At 72.5% G+C, this 16,090-nt stretch carries 16 protein-coding genes and 1 pseudogene; 8 read left to right on the forward strand and 9 right to left on the reverse strand.

Features of this window, described 5'->3' with window-relative positions; translation table 11 throughout:
• Positions 1–393: 393 nt before the first annotated feature.
• The 3 genes from QMZ92_RS30125 to QMZ92_RS30135 all read left to right on the forward strand — a co-directional run bounded on the left by QMZ92_RS30125 (position 394) and on the right by QMZ92_RS30135 (position 2,416).
• The gene (locus QMZ92_RS30125; protein WP_138054087.1) at positions 394–681 is read left to right on the forward strand and encodes a hypothetical protein; all 288 of its coding nucleotides are present in this window, start codon (positions 394–396) and stop codon (positions 679–681) included.
• A gap of 215 nt (positions 682–896) precedes the next feature.
• A complete protein-coding gene (locus tag QMZ92_RS30130) occupies positions 897–1,400 on the forward strand; it encodes a DUF5949 family protein (RefSeq protein ID WP_283300738.1) in 504 nt (167 codons plus the stop codon).
• Between the two features lie 374 nt (positions 1,401–1,774).
• Positions 1,775–2,416 carry a vitamin K epoxide reductase family protein gene (locus QMZ92_RS30135; RefSeq protein ID WP_349307777.1) on the forward strand — a complete coding sequence of 214 codons (642 nt, stop codon included), beginning with the start codon at positions 1,775–1,777 and terminating at the stop codon, positions 2,414–2,416.
• 54 nt (positions 2,417–2,470) lie between these two features.
• On the opposite strand, the gene QMZ92_RS30140 is transcribed toward QMZ92_RS30135, so the two are convergent.
• Positions 2,471–4,108 (reverse strand): IclR family transcriptional regulator domain-containing protein, encoded by a 1,638-nt coding sequence (locus QMZ92_RS30140; protein WP_283300739.1) that lies wholly within the window; start codon positions 4,106–4,108, stop codon positions 2,471–2,473.
• Positions 4,109–4,211: 103 nt separating this feature from the next.
• Here QMZ92_RS30140 and QMZ92_RS30145 point away from each other — a divergent pair.
• Together QMZ92_RS30145 and QMZ92_RS30150 are read left to right on the forward strand one after the other, a co-directional pair.
• A pseudogene (locus tag QMZ92_RS30145) lies at positions 4,212–4,391 on the forward strand (CoA-transferase); the annotation flags it as partial.
• Positions 4,392–4,444: 53 nt separating this feature from the next.
• Complete coding sequence (locus QMZ92_RS30150) at positions 4,445–5,635, forward strand: thiolase family protein (RefSeq protein ID WP_283300740.1); 1,191 nt, start codon at positions 4,445–4,447, stop codon at positions 5,633–5,635.
• 200 nt (positions 5,636–5,835) lie between these two features.
• Here QMZ92_RS30150 and QMZ92_RS30155 read toward each other — a convergent pair whose 3' ends face one another.
• From QMZ92_RS30155 to QMZ92_RS30170, 4 genes are all read right to left on the reverse strand, one after another.
• Positions 5,836–7,119: a phosphoribosyltransferase family protein gene (locus tag QMZ92_RS30155; protein WP_283300741.1), complete on the reverse strand. Its 1,284-nt coding sequence runs from the start codon at positions 7,117–7,119 to the stop codon at positions 5,836–5,838.
• A gap of 80 nt (positions 7,120–7,199) precedes the next feature.
• Complete coding sequence (locus tag QMZ92_RS30160) at positions 7,200–8,321, reverse strand: sulfite oxidase (RefSeq protein ID WP_283300742.1); 1,122 nt, start codon at positions 8,319–8,321, stop codon at positions 7,200–7,202.
• Positions 8,322–8,379: 58 nt separating this feature from the next.
• Positions 8,380–9,195, reverse strand: a complete 816-nt coding sequence (locus tag QMZ92_RS30165; protein ID WP_283300743.1) for a P-loop NTPase family protein — start codon at positions 9,193–9,195, stop codon at positions 8,380–8,382.
• A 152-nt stretch (positions 9,196–9,347) separates the two neighbouring features.
• Positions 9,348–9,749, reverse strand: coding sequence for a hypothetical protein (locus tag QMZ92_RS30170; protein WP_283300744.1), 402 nt, complete (start codon positions 9,747–9,749; stop codon positions 9,348–9,350).
• A gap of 225 nt (positions 9,750–9,974) precedes the next feature.
• Here QMZ92_RS30170 and QMZ92_RS30175 point away from each other — a divergent pair, with 225 nt between their 5' ends.
• Both QMZ92_RS30175 and QMZ92_RS30180 read left to right on the forward strand, forming a co-directional pair.
• Entirely contained in the window at positions 9,975–10,388 is a 414-nt protein-coding gene (locus tag QMZ92_RS30175; RefSeq protein ID WP_283300745.1) for an STAS domain-containing protein, read from the forward strand.
• Between the two features lie 402 nt (positions 10,389–10,790).
• A complete protein-coding gene (locus QMZ92_RS30180; protein ID WP_283300746.1) occupies positions 10,791–11,201 on the forward strand; it encodes a hypothetical protein in 411 nt (136 codons plus the stop codon).
• Between the two features lie 125 nt (positions 11,202–11,326).
• Here QMZ92_RS30180 and QMZ92_RS30185 read toward each other — a convergent pair whose 3' ends face one another.
• The 3 genes from QMZ92_RS30185 to QMZ92_RS30195 form a co-directional block, all read right to left on the reverse strand.
• On the reverse strand, positions 11,327–12,067 hold the full coding sequence (locus QMZ92_RS30185; protein WP_283300747.1) for a PP2C family protein-serine/threonine phosphatase: 741 nt from the start codon (positions 12,065–12,067) through the stop codon (positions 11,327–11,329).
• Positions 12,068–12,174: 107 nt separating this feature from the next.
• Complete coding sequence (locus tag QMZ92_RS30190) at positions 12,175–13,341, reverse strand: magnesium and cobalt transport protein CorA (RefSeq protein WP_283300748.1); 1,167 nt, start codon at positions 13,339–13,341, stop codon at positions 12,175–12,177.
• 120 nt (positions 13,342–13,461) lie between these two features.
• Entirely contained in the window at positions 13,462–13,995 is a 534-nt protein-coding gene (locus tag QMZ92_RS30195) for a DoxX family protein (RefSeq protein WP_283300749.1), read from the reverse strand.
• 275 nt (positions 13,996–14,270) lie between these two features.
• Here QMZ92_RS30195 and QMZ92_RS30200 point away from each other — a divergent pair, with 275 nt between their 5' ends.
• Positions 14,271–15,608: a phytase gene (locus QMZ92_RS30200; protein WP_283300750.1), complete on the forward strand. Its 1,338-nt coding sequence runs from the start codon at positions 14,271–14,273 to the stop codon at positions 15,606–15,608.
• 104 nt (positions 15,609–15,712) lie between these two features.
• Here QMZ92_RS30200 and QMZ92_RS30205 read toward each other — a convergent pair whose 3' ends face one another.
• Entirely contained in the window at positions 15,713–16,078 is a 366-nt protein-coding gene (locus QMZ92_RS30205; protein WP_283300781.1) for a PH domain-containing protein, read from the reverse strand.
• Positions 16,079–16,090 lie beyond the last annotated feature (12 nt).

Here is a 16,090-nt window from a genome sequence, read left to right on the forward strand (position 1 = left end):
TGAGGTGAGGGGATCAGTCGGGGAGCCCAGTTGCTCAAGTGCGGAAGGGATGGGCGATGATGTTCGGGCAGGCACGGTCTCGCTCGGTTCTCATGGGTCTCGACAACCACATGATCACCAGCACCGTGCCTGCTCTGCTCTCCGGGCTCCCATGCCGCACCAAGGACATGACGCCACGTCACTCACGAGACCGGCGAACCGGACCAATCCCAATCGCGCAATGGCCCTGTGGGAGAATCCCCGGCATTCGGGGTTTCCGGCCCGGGTGGCGGATCGTTACAGAACACGTAACAGCACAGAACAGCACGACGGGGCATACCGGGCACCCGCAATGTGCCCGAAGCCTCCGCCACTTGCGCGCGCGACACGCGTTGCCGAAGGAGAGATTCACTGATGAAGCCCATGAAGGTCGCTGCGGTCGTCGCCGGTTCGCTGGTCGCCGCGGGTGCCTCGGCCCCGGCTTTCGCCGCTTCCGAGCTCGCTCCGACCAGTCTGAACGGCGCGCTGGGTACCGTCGCGAGCGAGACCACGGGCGCCGTGGAGCCCCTCACGAACAGGACGCTGGACACGGAGCAGGACGGTTCGCTCCTGAACACGGTCCAGGGCACCGCCGACGACCTGAACAGGAGCAAGGCGGCCGCTCCGCAGCAGCTCCTCGGTGGGCTTCCCCTGGGCGCCTGAGCGGCGTCCCCGGCACGGTCACCCGGAAGGCCCGGCGGAAGGACTCCGCCGGGCCTTTCCGCGTCCGGGGCCCCTGCCGCCGCCGGTCCGACGGCGCGGCGGGTCTGCGCACGGATGAGCGAGCGCGACCCCTTCGGGCTAATCGGGCGGTGGGCTCCCCCGCGCGTGTGACAACGGTGCCCGGAGGGTTCGGGTAAGTCGCTATGGTCCCGAACGTGACCTCAACCCCCGGCGCGGTACGCGCCTTCCGCCCAGCCCGACTGGGCACCCTCGTCGTCATCGCCTGGAGCGGGGAGCACCCCGACGACGAGCGCGACATGCCCTTCCTGCTGGCCTACGCACTCGGGGACGGCGACGGCGGACCGGAGGGGGCCGAGGCCGCGGCCCGGCAGTTGCTCGACGACGTGGGTCTGCCGGTCGGGACCGAGTTCGTGGACGCCGCCGAGTCCGTCGGGCTTCCCGTCACGCTGCTGGTGGAGGCGGGTCAGGCCGTGCTGACGATGCCTCACCTCACCGCGCAGTGCACGGTGCCGCAGGAGTGGCTGGCCGCGGTACGGGACCGGGGGCACGTGTACTTCATCTTCGCGACGCGGCCTTGGCCGGACGCCGCGCCGGGGATTCCGGTCACAGAGGACGGGCTGCGGGAGTTCGTCGGCGACGAGGCCGTGCTGTCGACGGCGGCACACTGTCTGCTGCCGGTCCGTCAGCTGCGTGGCTGAGCCGTCACCGGGCGGCAAGAGGCCCGGCTGACGGCGGTAGGACCGCCGGCCGGGCCTGGTTCACACCTTGCTGGTCAGAGCTGCCGGACACCGCTCGCCGGGCGGGAGGGCGCGCGGTGCGCGTCCGCCCGGGCTGTCCCGGCGAGCCTGAATCGTATTCCGGTGCCCACGGCGGCGGCCGCCGCCGGGTGAGGAAGCGTCAGCTTCACGGTGGCCTCCTGTCAGAGGGGGGTGCGGACACCCGCGACGCTAGTCCGGATCTGACGATCCGTCGTGTCGAGCGGGGCGGCGATTACTGCGTGTGCGCATCGGCCCAGGTGACGGAGGGCCAGGGAATCGGCCGGACGGATCCGGCCGGAGAGGGATGGAGAGACATGGGGACACGAGCCAGGACGCGCGTCCCGCGTCCCGTGACGGCGTCGGACGACACCCCCGCGACCGGCGTGGGCGCGAGCCGGGGCTTCGCCCTGATGCTCCTGGTCACGGGCGCGGCGGGGCTGCTCGCCTCCTGGGTCATCACGCTCGACAAGTTCCGGCTGCTGGAGGACCCGGGCTTCACCCCGGGGTGCAGCCTCAACCCCGTCGTGTCGTGCGGCAGCGTCATGAAGAGCGAGCAGGCGGCCGTCTTCGGCTTCCCCAACCCGATGCTGGGGCTCGTCTCGTACGCCGTGGTGATCGCGGTCGGGGCCGGGCTGCTGGCGGGGGCCCGGTACCGGCGCTGGTTCTGGCTCGCGCTCAACGGGGGATCGCTCTTCGGGGTCGTGTTCTGCACGTGGCTGCAGTTCCAGTCGCTGTACCGGATCGGCGCCCTCTGCCTGTGGTGCTGTCTCGCCTGGGTCGCCACGATCGTCCTGTTCTGCCGGGTGACGCGGCACACCGTCGGGCACCGGATGCTGCCGGCACCGGCCGGTCTGCGGGACGGGCTGCGGGAGTTCGGCTGGCTGCCGCCGGTCGCGTGGACGGGGATCATCGGCATGCTGGTGCTCACCCGCTGGTGGGACTTCTGGACCGGCTGAGTCCGCCTGGTCCAGGCTCGGCCGGGCATCCCGCGGCCGGGGTGCCGACCGGGGTCAGACCTCGGGGACGCGGGCGAACCGGCCGGCGATGTGGAGGTCGGACTCGATCGCGGCGGCCGTGGCGCGGAGAGGGGGGAGGACCTCGGCGAGGCACTCGCCGGTCGTGCGGCGGGCCGTGTGCATGGCGACGTTCAGCGCGGCGACGATGCGCCCCGTGTGGTCGCGCACGGGGACGGCCAGCGAGCGGAGCCCCTCCTCCAGCTCCTCGTCGACCAGTGCGAACCCCTCGTCACGGACGCGGTCGAGGAGGCCGAGCAGGCGTGCCGGATCGGTGACGGTACGTGGGGTGAGCGGGCGCAGTGCGGTGCGGGCGAGACGGTCCGCACGCTCGTCGGCGGGGAGCCCGGCGAGCAGGACGCGCCCCATGGAGGCGGCGTATGCGGGGAAGCGGGTTCCGATGGTGATGTCGACACTCGTGATCCGCTCGGTGGCGACGCGCGCGGTGTAGCGGATGTCGTCCCCGTCGAGGACCGCGAGGGACGCGGAGTCGTGCACGCGGCGCACCAGTTCCGCCATGTGCGGGACGGCGATGTCGGGGAGTGTCGTCCGGGACAGCGCGGGGCAGCCGAGGGACAGCACGCGCGGAGTGAGCCGGAAGACGCGGTCCCCGGAGCCGACGTAGCCGAGGTGCTCCAGGGTGATGAGCGCGCGGCGGGCGGTGGCCCGGGCCAGGCCGGTGGCCTCGGCGACCGCGGTGAGGGACAGTTCGGGGCGGCCCTCGCCGAAAGCGGTGATCACGGTGAGTCCCCTGGCCAGCGACTCCACGAACTCCGCGCCGAGTTCCTGCTTGGAGGCCGTGGTCCAGTGGGCGAGGCCGTCCGGCGCGGGTGCCCCCGCGGCCGGGCCGTCCCGCCGCAGCTCCTCCTCCATCGCGGCGACGGTCTCCCGCACCGTCGGCAGCACGGCGCGGCCGAGCGAGTCCGCGGTGTGCCGGCTGGTGTGGCTGACCACGCTCACCGCGCAGACGACGGAGCCCTCGCGGTCGTGCACGGGCACGGCGACGGCGACCAGTCCCGGCTCGATGAGCTGGTCGTCCAAGGCCCAGCCGGCCTCGCCGGAGCCCGCTGCCCGTCGCCGGAACGCCTCCTCCTCGGCGGTGGACGTTCCGGCTCCGAACGGCGTGCCTCCGTCCTCGGCTCCGGGGACGTCACCGCTCCGGGACGCCCAGGTGCGCTCGGTCCACCCGGCCGCGAACACCGCACCCGCGGCGGTGCGTTCGTACGGCAGCAGGTCGCCGATCCGGAAGGCGGGCGACATGGCCCGCCGCCGGGTGGTCTGGTGGACGAAGCGGATGCCGTCGCGGTCGGGGACGGCGAGCGAGACCGGCTCGTCGAGCTCGTCGGCGAGGCGCTCGGCGAGCGGGCCGAGCCGGCGCGGCAGGGACAGCGCGGCGAGGTAGGCGTTGCCCAGTTCCATGAGCCGTGGAGCGAGCCGGACCTCGTGGGCCCGGAGGCGTACGTACCCCATCCGCGCCAGGGTCGCCGCGACGCGGTCGGCGGTCGAGCGGGCCAGCCCCGTGGAGCGCACCAGATCGCTGAGGTCCATCCGGCCGCCCGCGTCGCTGAGGGCGCGCAGCACGGCGATACCGCGCATCAGCGGAGCCACGGCCTCTGCGGGGAGAGCGGCTGGCATCGGTTCTCCAGGGCGTTGACATGTGTGCCGGGTGCACGCAGACTCAGGGCGAGCCATGGATGAACTCTAGTTCACCTGGCGAACGGTCCGAGTGGAAGTCTCCATGGACAAAGTCAAGCGGTCCGCCGCCGAGGCGGTGGGCGACATCGCGGACCACGCGTCGCTCGCGGTCGGCGGCTTCGGCCACGGCGGAGTGCCGAACGCGCTGGTAGCCGCGCTGTACGCCCGCGGGGTGCGCGGGCTGGGCATCGTCCCCGACAACCGCGGCACGGACGGGAGCGGCGCCCTGGGGGCCACCTCCGACGAGGTACGAGACAAGACAGGAGCTGAGCTGTCATGACCGACCGCCTCCGTGACGTCTACGTCGTGGACGCCGTCCGCACCCCCATCGGCAAGTACGGCGGCGCCCTCGCCGGGGTGCGGCCCGACGACCTGGCCGCCGGGGTGCTCGGCGCCCTCGTGTCCCGTTCGCCCGAGCTCGACCCGGCACGGATCGACGACGTCTTCTTCGGCGACGCCAACGGCGCCGGCGAGGACAACCGGGACGTGGCGCGGATGGCCGTGCTGCTCGCCGGCCTGCCGGTCACCGTGCCCGGCACGACCGTGAACCGGCTGTGCGGCTCCGGCATGGAGGCCGTCATCCAGGCCGCGCGCGCGATCGCCGTCGGCGACGCGTCCATCGCCGTCGCGGGCGGCGTCGAGTCCATGAGCCGCGCGCCCTGGGTGCTGCAGAAGCCCGAGCGCGGATACTCCGCCGCCCACCAGCAGCTGCACTCGACCACGCTGGGCTGGCGGATGGTCAATCCGCGGATGCCGCGGGAGTGGACGGTGGGCCTGGGCGAGGGCGCCGAGCTGCTGGTCGATCGGTACGGCATCGGCCGCGACGAACAGGACGCGTTCGCCCTCGCCAGCCACCGCAACGCCGCCCGCGCCTGGGCCGACGGGCTGTACGACGGCGAGGTGGTCCCCGTCGACGGCGTGGACCTGACCCGGGACGAGTGCATTCGCGACACCACCTCAATCGAGGCCCTGGCCACACTGAAGCCGGTCTTCCGGAAGGACGGCACCGTCACCGCGGGCAACTCCTCGCCGCTCAACGACGGCGCCGCCGCGCTGCTGCTCGTGGACGAGGACGGGCTGCGCGCCACCGGCCGGGAGCCGCTCGCCCGCGTCGGCGCCTCGGCCGTCACCGGTATCGAGCCGCAGTACTTCGGCGCGGGCCCGGTCGAGGCCGCCCGGCGTGCGCTGAAGAAGGCCGGCCGCGAGTTCGGCGAGCTGCACACGGTGGAGCTCAACGAGGCCTTCGCCGCGCAGGCGCTGGCCTGCCTCCGCCAGTGGCCGGACCTCGATCCGGCCCGCGTCAACCCGCGCGGCGGCGCCATTGCCATCGGTCACCCGCTCGGTGCGTCCGGGGCCAGGCTCACCGGGGCCGTCGCCCACCAGCTCGCGGCAGCGGGCTCGGGCACGGGCCTCGCGACGCTGTGCATCGGCGTCGGGCAGGGGCTGGCCCTGGTCCTGGAGAGGTGACGTGGCTCCACCTCCAGGTGCCGAGCGGCACGGATCACGCCGGCCGCGTCGCACGCGGCGGGGGAACCGGCCGAGAACCACACGGATCTGCTGCCCCGCTGACCGCGCCGTGGGTCGGCACCGGTCCCGTCCGGTGGCCGGCCCCGAGTGGAGAACGGGGACGGAGGAACAGGGAGGGAGGCGCCGGGGCGTTCGCGGCCCTACGGCTCCTGCGGGGTCAGGTGCAGCGTGAACCAGTCGCGGGCCAGATCGGACACCTCGTCCAGCGCCCCGGGCTCCTCGAAGAGATGCGTCGCACCGGGGACGACCACCAGACGGCACTCGCAGCGCAGCGCCGACTCCGCCTGGCGGTTGAGGTCGAGGACCGTCGTGTCACGGCCCCCGACGATCAGCAGCGTCGGGGCGCGCACCCCGGGCAGCCGTGACCCGGCCAGGTCGGGACGGCCGCCGCGCGAGACGACGGCACCGACCTCGGGACCTGCGCTCGACGCCGCCCAGAGCGCCGCGGCGGCACCGGTCGACGCACCGAAGTAGCCGATGGGGACGGGGGTGCGGGTGCGCAGCCACGCGGTGGCCCCGGTGAGGCGGTCGGCCAGCACCTCGATGTCGAAGACGTTCCTGCGGTCGGCGGCCTCCGGCTCGGTGAGGAGGTCGAACAGCAGGGTGCCGAGACCGGCGGCGTTCAGGGCCGTCGCCACGGCCCGGTTGCGCGGGCTGAGGCGGCTGCTCCCGGAGCCGTGGGCGAACATCACCACCGCGGCGGAGCCCTCCGGCAGGACGAGCTCGCCGGCGAGCCGCACCGGGCCCGCCTCCACCTCGACGTCCTCGGGCTTGGCGGGCTGCGGCGGGTCGGCGGCCGACTGCGCCAGCAGCGCGACGACCTCCTCGTCCGGGGTCTGCGAGAAGTCCTGGTACCACTCACCTACTGCCGAGAATGCCCGCGGTGTCGACAGGCACACCACCTCGTCCGCCTCGGTGCGCAGCCAGGACACCGCGTCCGGCGGCGCGACGGGGACGGCGAGCACCACCCTGGCCGCTCCCTGCGCACGGACGACCTCGCAGGCCGCGGCGGCCGTGGCCCCGGTCGCGATCCCGTCGTCCACGACGATCACGGTCCGGCCCCTGATGCCGACGCGCGGCCGGTCGGCCCTGAACCGCTCCGCCTGCCGGGTCAGCTCGGCGGCCTCGGCCCGTTCCACCGACGCGACGTCCTTCTCGGAGACATGGCCCCGGCGGACGATGTCGTCGCTGATGACCCGGACGCCGCCCTCGCCGATGGCGCCGAATCCCAGCTCCCGGTGGTACGGCACGCCCAGTTTGCGTACGACGATCACGTCCAGCGGCGCGCCCAGCGCCCGTGCCACCTGGAAGGCCACCGGCACCCCGCCCCTCGGCAGCCCGAGCACGACGGGATCGGCCTTCCGCAGATGTCCGAGTGCCCCGGCGAGGCGCTGCCCCGCGTCGACGCGATCGGTGAACAGCACAGTGGCTCACCCCCAAAAGGGGTTCTCCTTTCGAACCAACCCCATGGGGGGCCGCTTCGCAAGTCGGGCCGGAGCACGCCTCACGTGCCTTCCGGCAGGCACACGACGGGGATCCGCTGTACCAGGTTGTTCCCGAAGCCGCCCCGGTTCCACGGCTGGTCGAGGGGCTGGGTGCGCCCGTCGGCGTCGGTGGCGCGCGTGACGAGCACATGGCTGCCGGGGGTGGCCGTCCAGGCCGTGTGCCATTGGCGCCAGGCCCAGCCGCCGCCCTCCGGCACGTCGAGCGCCGCGTCGTGCCAGGTCCGCCCGTCGTCGCTGCTGACCTCCACCCGTACGACCGGGGCGTGGCCGGACCAGGCCCGGCCCTCCAGCCCGGTCCGGCCGGGGCGCAGCACCCTGGTGCGGGACATGAAGTCGGGGAAGCCCGGCGGGATCATCAGGGCCCGTGGGGCGATGCGGGTGACCGGCTCGCCGGGCTCGTCCGCGGACTGCCGGTAGCGGTACGCGACGGACTGCTGGAAGCCGGTGAAGGGGGTGCCGGTCAGGGTGATGTCGCACAGCCACTTCACCTGGGCCATGCCGTACCAGCCGGGCACGACGAGCCGCACGGGGTGGCCGTGCTGCGGCGGCAGCGGACCGCCGTTCATCGCGTACGCGACCAGTACCTCCGGGTCGTCGCCCATGGCCATGCGCAGCGGCAGGCTGCGGCGGTAGTCCTGTTCGACGCCGCGTTCCACACCGTGGTCGGCGCCGGTGAACACCGCCTCGACGGCGCCGGGCTCCACCCGGGCCTCCCGCAGCAGCGTGCGCAGCGGTACGCCCGTCCACTCGGCGGTGCCCACCGCCTCCTCCAGCCACGGCTGGCTCACCGGCCGGGGCGTGAGCCGGGCCCGCCCGTTCCCCGCGCACTCCATCGTGACGCGGAGCGTGACGGACGGGTACGACCTGAGGTCCGCCAGGTCCAGCCGCAGTGGCGTCCGCACCAGCCCGCCGACGACGATCCGCCAGTCGGCGGCCTCGGCGGCGGGGATGTCGTAGTGGACGAGGACGTAGTGCAGCCCCGGTGGCGTCAGTCCGTACCGGAGTGCCTCCAGCGGCATTCCGTGGTTGCGGGCGGCGAGGGCCAGTTCCTCGGGGCTGATCCCCTCGCCGGGTCCGGCGACCCGCCCGGGAAGGCTGACGGCCGCGAGGTCCCGGTCCATGCCTCCATGGTGCGCCGCCCGCCGTCGGGCGGCAGCACACGCGAGCGGCAGTAGGCGCTCAGGACCAGGAAGCGCTGGAGAACAGTCCGCCCAGTCCGAACGATCCGGTGTCGGAGAACTCGATCGGCTCCTCGTGCCGCCGGTGCCGGCCCGAGTACTCCCTCGAACCGGTCGCGTAGTCCCGCGACGGGACCGAATGGTCCCGTGAGCCACCCGAGTAGTCCCGCGATGCGACCTGGTCGGCTTTCACGAGTTGGCCGTCCGCGGCGAGGGTCTGTACGCGCTGGAGAACCGTTCGCAGTTCCAGACCGAGTTCGTTCGCGACCACCTGGAGATCCAGCCCGGAGTGCCAGCTCCACACCAGAACGGAATCCATCGAGGGAGACCAGACGGGACTTGCGGGCTGCGTGGACGGAACGGGCTGGACGGGTTCGGCCCAGATCTGTTCCTCGACCACCGGAACGGAATAGGTACCGGTCGGCTGGGACGGCTGTGCGGTGGTGTACGGGGACACGGGCGGAGCCGAGACCGGCACCGCGGCCGGCTCCGCCCGGGGAAAAGACGCCGTGGTCTCCCCGGCCGTCTGCACGGGTTCCCCGCCCGCATCGGCCGACTGATCAGACATTCGTGTCAGTAGATTTGCCGCGACGGTACGCGCGCCTTCCCGGCCGACGGTCCTGCGGGCGACCCTGACCTCGCGTTCCGGCAGGCCCATCATGCCGGCGACGGTGCCGTCGTCGCCGACCACCACCGCGAATGCGGCCAGCATCCTCGTACGGTCGGCCTGGGCCTCGTCGAGTGCGCTCTGGGCCAGCCGCACCCGGTCGTCGCTGGTGCAGAAGGCATTCGCAAGGACTGTATTTCTTTCCCACAACTCTCGCGGTTCCACATACGCACAAACGCTTCACCCGGGTCCGGGACTCGCACTCGCCCGAGAATTCACACGATGAGCTCCAATGGCTCAAGTTTTCATGATTCACGGTCGTGGCTACGGGGACGGGCAGTGCCGGTGCGGCGGGACAGCTCTCAGCGGGAGCCCGGCAGGTGCGCGACCGCGCCCGGCACGGCCGGGTGGTCGGCGTCCCCGGCGGTCAGCCGCGCCTCCGCGTCGGGCAGGAGCGGCAGCGGATCCCGCTCCAGCCGGAGCATGCGGAGTGTCCGCCGGGTGTCCTCCTCGAAGGCGCGGAGGGAGACCAGCCGGTCCCACTGCGGATCACGTGCGCCCGGCAGCATCGCCCCGCGCGCCCGCCACTCGGACACCAGTTGCCCGTACACCGGTGTCTGGGCGAGTTCGCCCGCGCCGCGGTGACGGGGGCCGGACCGCTCGGAACCGGGACGGCGCTCCCACGCCAGGACTCCGGTGTGGGGGGCCGGCGGGGCCAGGGGGTCCGAAGACCCGGGAGGCGGCGAAGTGTTGGAAGAATTCATCGATGACAAAACGATTTCCCGCGCCGATGGACACGTCGGCGCCCGGGACGCGAGCCGGGCGGTGTGCCGAAGATGCCAGTTGATACGGAAAACAGATCTCCGCCGCGGCCGAATGGAACCGGCCGCCGTCACCCGTATGGATCGTTCCCCGGATGCAGTTCCCGGCACTTTTACGGTAGTTGTAGAGCGGCATTCGGGCGGCACACCGCGAAGGGGTAAAGCAGCATGACAGTCGCAGCGTCGGTCGCGGTGCATTCGGATACCGCGGACCCTGGCCCCTGCGGCACTCCCGGGCGGCGGAACGACCCACCGGCCATCTCCTACTGCCGGACCATCGACCGCACGCTGGTCATCGCCCTCCGGGGGGTGGTCGACCGCGAGAGCGTCTACCCCCTGCGGCTGATGCTGACCGTCGCCGTGAAGTCCGGGTACTCGCGACTCGTCGTCGACTGCGCGGAAATCACCGAGTGCGACAACGATTTGCTGGATCTCTTTCTCTCCTGGAAGCGCCACGACCGGAACATCGTTCTGGTCCACCCGTCCTCCCCGGTACGCGACCTGATTGCCGCCGAGATTTCCCGGCGGCTCTTTCTGTGCGCCCTCTCGGTCAAGCACGCACTGGACCTGATGAAGTGCTGACGCGGGTCCGGCCAATGGGTGGCCGGTACTCGTGTGATGCGCGAGTGTTTCGCTCTTCCGCCCCTGACGGGCGCGGGGAACGCCACAGGTCCGAATTGAGTACGGGGGCTGCGGGGTTTCACAGCGGCACGGGTGATTGCGTGCACGACGCGTGGCGATCCGTAATCTTCTGATCGCGGAGAGTGAAGCTGTGGCCCTTGGTCGCGCATCGCGTGACGCTCAGGCGGACGAAGCGCACTGCCGACTGCGTGCACGCCGGTGGTTCGGTCAGTCACTCCACGTTCCGCGAGGAAGGTTCTCTGGTGAGCCGTGCAATGCGCAGTTCCCGCACGAAGACCGCCATGCTGGTCTCGGCCCGGCACTGTCGCCGCCCTGCTCGGCGTCGTCCCGAGCACCGCTGCCGTGGCCGACACGCTGCCCTCCGGGCAGAGTGTCGCGCTGCCGGGCTCGGGGGCCCTGGTGATGAGCTTCGACGACGCCCGTCGTGGCGAGCGCGGCGAGCGCGGCCCGCAGGGGCCGCAGGGCCCTCCCGGGCCGGCCGGCCCCGAGGGGGAGCTCGACACCTACGTCGTGACCGGCCTGGTCGCGACCGACGCCGTGGGCTTGGACGTCACCTCGACGGCCCTCTGCCTCGGCAACGACATCGCCATCGGCGGCGTTTGCGACAGCAGCGACCCCGTCGCCATCAACGTCGAGGACGGTGCTCAGGTGTTCGTCGGCACGGGTCACGCCACCGGATGGAGGGCGACCGCCTCGGTCGTCGCCGTGGGTGGCTCCATCACCGCCTACGCGGTCTGCCACGACGTGGAGTAGTCCCGCGCGCGACACGGTGGGGCACCGGAGGTTCGCCCCATCCGCGCACGAGGACGGTGTCCCGGAGCTTCGGCTCCGGGGCACCGTCCGTTTCCGGGCGGCGGCCGCCCGCGGGTGCGCCGCCGCTACTCGCCGATGCGGACCAGCGCCAGCGTGATGTTGTCCGGTCCGCCCGCCTCGATGGCGGCCTTCCACAGTTCGTAGGCGGCCCTGCCGTCGTCGTGCACCCGCAGCAGGGCGTGGAGTTCCTCGTCCGGCACCGGGTCGGTCAGCCCGTCGGTGCACACCAGGCAGCGGCCGTCCGGGGACAGCGAGGTGGTCGTGACATGGGGCGTGACGGGGGTGTAGGAGGGGCCGCCGCCGAGTGTCTGGGTGACCGCCGTCGTGACGCGCCGTCCAGGCGCCGCCGGTGGGCTGTCGTCCACGCTCAGCTGCCGCAGTCCGTCCTCGGCCGCGGCGTAGACCTTGCTGTCGCCGACATTGAACACCGTCACCGAGCCGGGCAGGACGACGACGCCCGCGATCGTGGTGCCCATCGTGAGCAGGTCGGGGTTGTCGTCGGCGGCCGAGTACACCATGTGGTTGCACATGTTCAGCGCCTCGTTGACGGCTTCCTGGTCATCCAGCGCGGGACCGAGCGCGGCGAGCTGTCGTACGACGAGTGCGCTGGCCACCTCACCGGCTGGCTGACCGCCGAGCCCGTCGGCGACGGCGGCGACGAGCGGGGTGCCCAGCGGGAAGAGCAGCGTCTGCGGGTTCTCCGTCACGGTGCCGCACAGGGTCCAGGGGCCGGCGACGAGACTGTCCTCGTTGTGCTCGCGGATCAGCCCGACGTCGCTCAGGGCGGTCACGGCAATGTAGGGCATTCTCGGTCCCGCCTCACCGCTGTGGACGGCATGTCCTCACCACCCATTGTGACGCGAAGGCCGTCGCGGGGTCCGGTGGCGGGCGCCGGGCGGCCGGTGCGGTCGGGTCAGAGCCAGTCGCGGCGTTTGAAGACGAGGTACAGGCTGATGCACACCAGCAGCATCAGCGCGAGAGCGAACGGATAGCCGAAGCGCCAGTCGAGCTCGGGCATGTGGACGAAGTTCATGCCGTAGACGGTGCCGATGAGGGTGGGCGCGAAGAGGATGGCGGCCCAGCTGGAGATCTTCTTGATCTCGTTGTTCTGGGCGTGGCCGGCCTCCGCGAGCATCTTCATCTCCTCGTTCTGCGCCTGCGAGACGAGCGTGGCGTTGACGGTGAGGATGTCGCCGAGCGCCTGCCGGAAGCCGTTGACCCGCTCGGCGACGGTGGTGGCGTGGTCGGCCACGTCCCGCAGGTAGCGCTGGAGCTCCTCGTTCGTGCCGTACTTCTGGAAGCCGGCCTGGAGCCCGTTCATGATGGCCAGCAGCGGCCGGGTCGCCCGCTGGAAGTCGACGACCTCGCGGGACAGCTCGTAGATCCGCCGGGAGACCTTCGGGTCGCCGCGGAAGACCTCGGTCTCGATCTCGTCGATGTCGTGCTGGAGGCCCGCGATCACCGGGGCGTAGCCGTCGACGACCGCGTCCAGGATGGCGTACAGCACCGCCTCGGGGCCGAGGGCCAGCAGATCCGGGTCGGCTTCCAGCCGGCTGCGGACGACCGCGAGGTCCGGGGTCTGGCTGTGCCGCACGGTGAGGACGAACTCGGGGCCGACGAAGACGTGGATCTCGCCGAAGTCCACCTCCTCGGCCTCGTCCAGGTACCGGGCCGGGCGCAGCACCACGAAGAGCGTCTTCCCGTACCGCTCCAGCTTGGGGCGCTGATGGGCGACGATCGCGTCCTCGACGGCCAGTTCGTGCAGCCCGAACTGCTCCGCCGCCTCCCACAGCTGGGCGGGGGAGGGCCGGAACAGCCCGATCCAGGCCATCGTGCCCGGCTCTCCGGGGAGGCGGTGGTAGATCTCCGCCAGCGAGGTGGGCGTCTCCATCCGGCGCCCGCCGCGGTAGAGCGCGGCGTCCACGATGCTGCGTTCCAGCGGTGCCGGCTCCTGCGCCTCGTGCTCCGCCCGCGGGTCCATGGAGTGCTCGGGGGCGGGGTCGGCCGGCTGCCTGCCGTGACCTGGGGTCCGGAGAGGCCACCTGCCCGCCCGTACCGCGCGTGGACGCCTGTCGGACATCGCCTGCACCTCGTCTGGCGGGGTCGCTCGATCGCCGTACTTCCGAAGAACCCGGCACGGAACAGACTATTTCGCGATCGCCGCGGCCGCGATCACTGCGGTCCGACCGGGGCCGCCCGGCTACTTCAGCGCCAGGATGACGAACGCCCCGACGACACCCAGGACCAGGGCGAACCCCGCCGGGAGCCAGCCGCCGTCCCGCCACGGGAAACGCGCGTCGAGGGAGAGCCGGAGCGGTCCCACCGCGGCGACGGTGAGCGCGCCGACGGCGAGGAGCATCGGGTAGACGAAGGCGGTGCCGGCGGCGGACCACAGGTCGATCTCGGGGGCGATCGCCATGGCGTTGACCATGACGCCGATGCAGGCCGCGGCGGAGAGGGGGGTGAGCACGCCGATGGCCAGGCCCAGGCCGCCCAGGAACTCGGAGACCCCGGCCAGTCCGGCGTAGAAGACGCCCGGGTCCCAGCCGAGCTGTGAGAAGCCCTTGCCCGTGGTCTCCAGGCCGCGGCCGCCGAACCAGCCGAACAGCTTCTGGGCCCCGTGCCCCGCCAGGATCAGTCCGACGGCCAGCCGGAGCAGCAGCACGCCCGCGTCGGCCGCGCCGACCGCGACGGGGCCCGCGGAGTGTCGGGCACGCTCGGTCGGGAGTTTCATGGTGGTGTCACCTCCTGCGCCGATGCCGCAGGTCCCCGGGGCCGCCGGAGTGCGGTGTCCGGGGCGGGCCGTCGGCGCGGTCAGGCGGAGAAGTGGTGGTCGGGTGCACACGTCGGTGGATCGCGCGTCACCATTCGATACTGCGCTTCCCGGCGGAGGTTGGCCAAGTTCACGGCGCGCACCCACGGGCACCGTGTCCCGGACGCCGGGCCGTCATCCGCCGCTTTCACCCTCAAGCGGGAAGTCATCATGTTCCCGACATGGAGGAGCGCTTCGTGAGCAGACCCCTTCCCTTCCGGCACTTCCCGCCCTTCCGGCAGGCCACCGCCGTACTGGGCCTGGTACTCGTGGCGTCCGCAGCCCTCCCGTCCGCCGCGGCGTCCCCGGACCCGGCCGGACCCACCGCCGCCGCCCTGCCGGCCGTCACCCCCGCGGCAGAGGCGCCCACGCTGTACGACGACGAGGCCGGCGGCAACGCGAACGCGGACGACCCCGCGATCTGGCGCAACACCGCCGACCCCGGGCGCAGCCTGGTGATAGCGACGGCCAAGGAGGGCGGACTGCGGGTGTACGACCTCGACGCCCGGCCGGTTCAGTCGATCGCGGCGCCCGGCCCCGCCCGCCCGGGCGACGCGCCCGGCCGCTTCAACAACGTGGACCTCGTGCACGGGCTGCGGCTGCCGTCCGGACGCGCCGACCTCGCCGTGACCACCGACCGGGGCCATGACCGGCTGCGCATCCACCGCATCGACCGGGCACGCCCCGGCGGCCCCCTGACCGACGTCACCGACCCCGCCGCGCCGCCGGTCTTCTCCCGGAACCAGGACGAGATCAACGGCCAGCGGACCGCCTACGGCCTCGCCACCTGGACCGACCGGGCCGGCGGCCGCTCGTACGCCCTCGTCAGCCGGCGTGCGGGCACCGAGGTCGCGCTGCTGGAGCTGCGCCCGACCTCCTCGGGAACGGTCACCTACCGCACGGTGCGCACCCTGGAGCTGCCGTCCTCCTTCCGGTTGCCCGACGGCACCAGCTGGACGCCGTGCGGTGGGCCCGGGGACGCGCCGCAGGTCGAGGGCATGGTCGTCGACCCGGCGAACGGGATGCTCTACGCGGGCCAGGAGGACGTCGGCATCTGGCGCGTCCGGGCCGATCTCACCGGCACGCCCCGGCTCGTCGACAAGGTCCGGGAGTTCGGCGTCCCCGCCGTCTACGACGAGGGGACCGAGGAGTGCGTCGCGGGCGCGGACCCCGGCTTCGGCGGCGAGCACCTGTCCGCCGACGTCGAGGGGCTGGCCCTGCTCACCGAGCCCGACGGCGACGGATACGTCCTGGCGTCGAGCCAGGGCGACGACAGCTTCGCCCTGTACGACCGTGAGGTGCGCGACCGCAACGAGTACGAGGGCGGCTTCCGCGTCACCGCGGCCTCGTCGGCCCTCGACGGCTCCGAGGAGTGCGACGGCGCGGCCGTGCTCAACGCGCCGCTCGGCGCCAGGTACCCGGATGGCCTGCTCGTCGTGCAGGACGGGCACGACACCCCGGGCGACGGCGACCGCGAGGCCACCGGCTTCAAGTTCGTTGACCTCGGCACCGTCATGGAGCGCGTCGGTCGCTGAGGGAACGGCCGCCCGAACAGCCCGAACCGCACGGCGGCGCCCCGGCGGGACCGACGCGAACGACCGGCAGCGTCAGGACCGCCGGGGCGCTCTCGCGGCCCGGCCTACCGGGCGACGAACTGGGTGAGGATCGCCTGCACCTCGTAGATGTCGACGCCCTTGGTGAACGTCTTCTGGACAGGCGCGGCGCTCCCCGATATCCAGATCTTCAGCTCCGCGTCCAGGTCGAACGTGCCGGCCGTCTCCACCGCGAAGTGCGTGATGCTGCGGTAGGGGACGGAGTGGTACTCCACCTTCTTGCCGGTGATGCCCTGCTTGTCGACCAGCAGCAGCCTGCGGTCGGTGAACAGGATGGTGTCGCGGATCAGCAGGAACGCGGCGTGCACCTGCTCCCCCTGCCCCAGCAGCCGTGCGTAGTCCTGCTGCGCCTTGGCCGGATCGACCGTGTGCGCGTTTCCGAACAGCGCCATGAGAGGCCCCCA

It is taken from the genome of Streptomyces sp. HNM0645 (assembly GCF_030056615.1).
Lineage (GTDB): Bacteria > Actinomycetota > Actinomycetes > Streptomycetales > Streptomycetaceae > Streptomyces > Streptomyces marianii.

What these genes read in the sequence shown, in the direction of transcription:
- QMZ92_RS30125 (WP_138054087.1), top strand. Translation starts at nt 394, where the DNA reads ATGAAGCCCATGAAGGTCGCTGCGGTCGTCGCCGGTTCGCTGGTCGCC.
- QMZ92_RS30135 (WP_349307777.1), top strand. Translation starts at nt 1,775, where the DNA reads ATGGGGACACGAGCCAGGACGCGCGTCCCGCGTCCCGTGACGGCGTCG.
- QMZ92_RS30140 (WP_283300739.1), bottom strand. Translation starts at nt 4,108, where the DNA reads ATGCCAGCCGCTCTCCCCGCAGAGGCCGTGGCTCCGCTGATGCGCGGT.
- QMZ92_RS30150 (WP_283300740.1), top strand. Translation starts at nt 4,445, where the DNA reads ATGACCGACCGCCTCCGTGACGTCTACGTCGTGGACGCCGTCCGCACC.
- QMZ92_RS30160 (WP_283300742.1), bottom strand. Translation starts at nt 8,321, where the DNA reads ATGGACCGGGACCTCGCGGCCGTCAGCCTTCCCGGGCGGGTCGCCGGA.
- QMZ92_RS30170 (WP_283300744.1), bottom strand. Translation starts at nt 9,749, where the DNA reads ATGAATTCTTCCAACACTTCGCCGCCTCCCGGGTCTTCGGACCCCCTG.
- QMZ92_RS30175 (WP_283300745.1), top strand. Translation starts at nt 9,975, where the DNA reads ATGACAGTCGCAGCGTCGGTCGCGGTGCATTCGGATACCGCGGACCCT.
- QMZ92_RS30185 (WP_283300747.1), bottom strand. Translation starts at nt 12,067, where the DNA reads ATGCCCTACATTGCCGTGACCGCCCTGAGCGACGTCGGGCTGATCCGC.
- QMZ92_RS30190 (WP_283300748.1), bottom strand. Translation starts at nt 13,341, where the DNA reads ATGTCCGACAGGCGTCCACGCGCGGTACGGGCGGGCAGGTGGCCTCTC.
- QMZ92_RS30195 (WP_283300749.1), bottom strand. Translation starts at nt 13,995, where the DNA reads ATGAAACTCCCGACCGAGCGTGCCCGACACTCCGCGGGCCCCGTCGCG.
- QMZ92_RS30205 (WP_283300781.1), bottom strand. Translation starts at nt 16,078, where the DNA reads ATGGCGCTGTTCGGAAACGCGCACACGGTCGATCCGGCCAAGGCGCAG.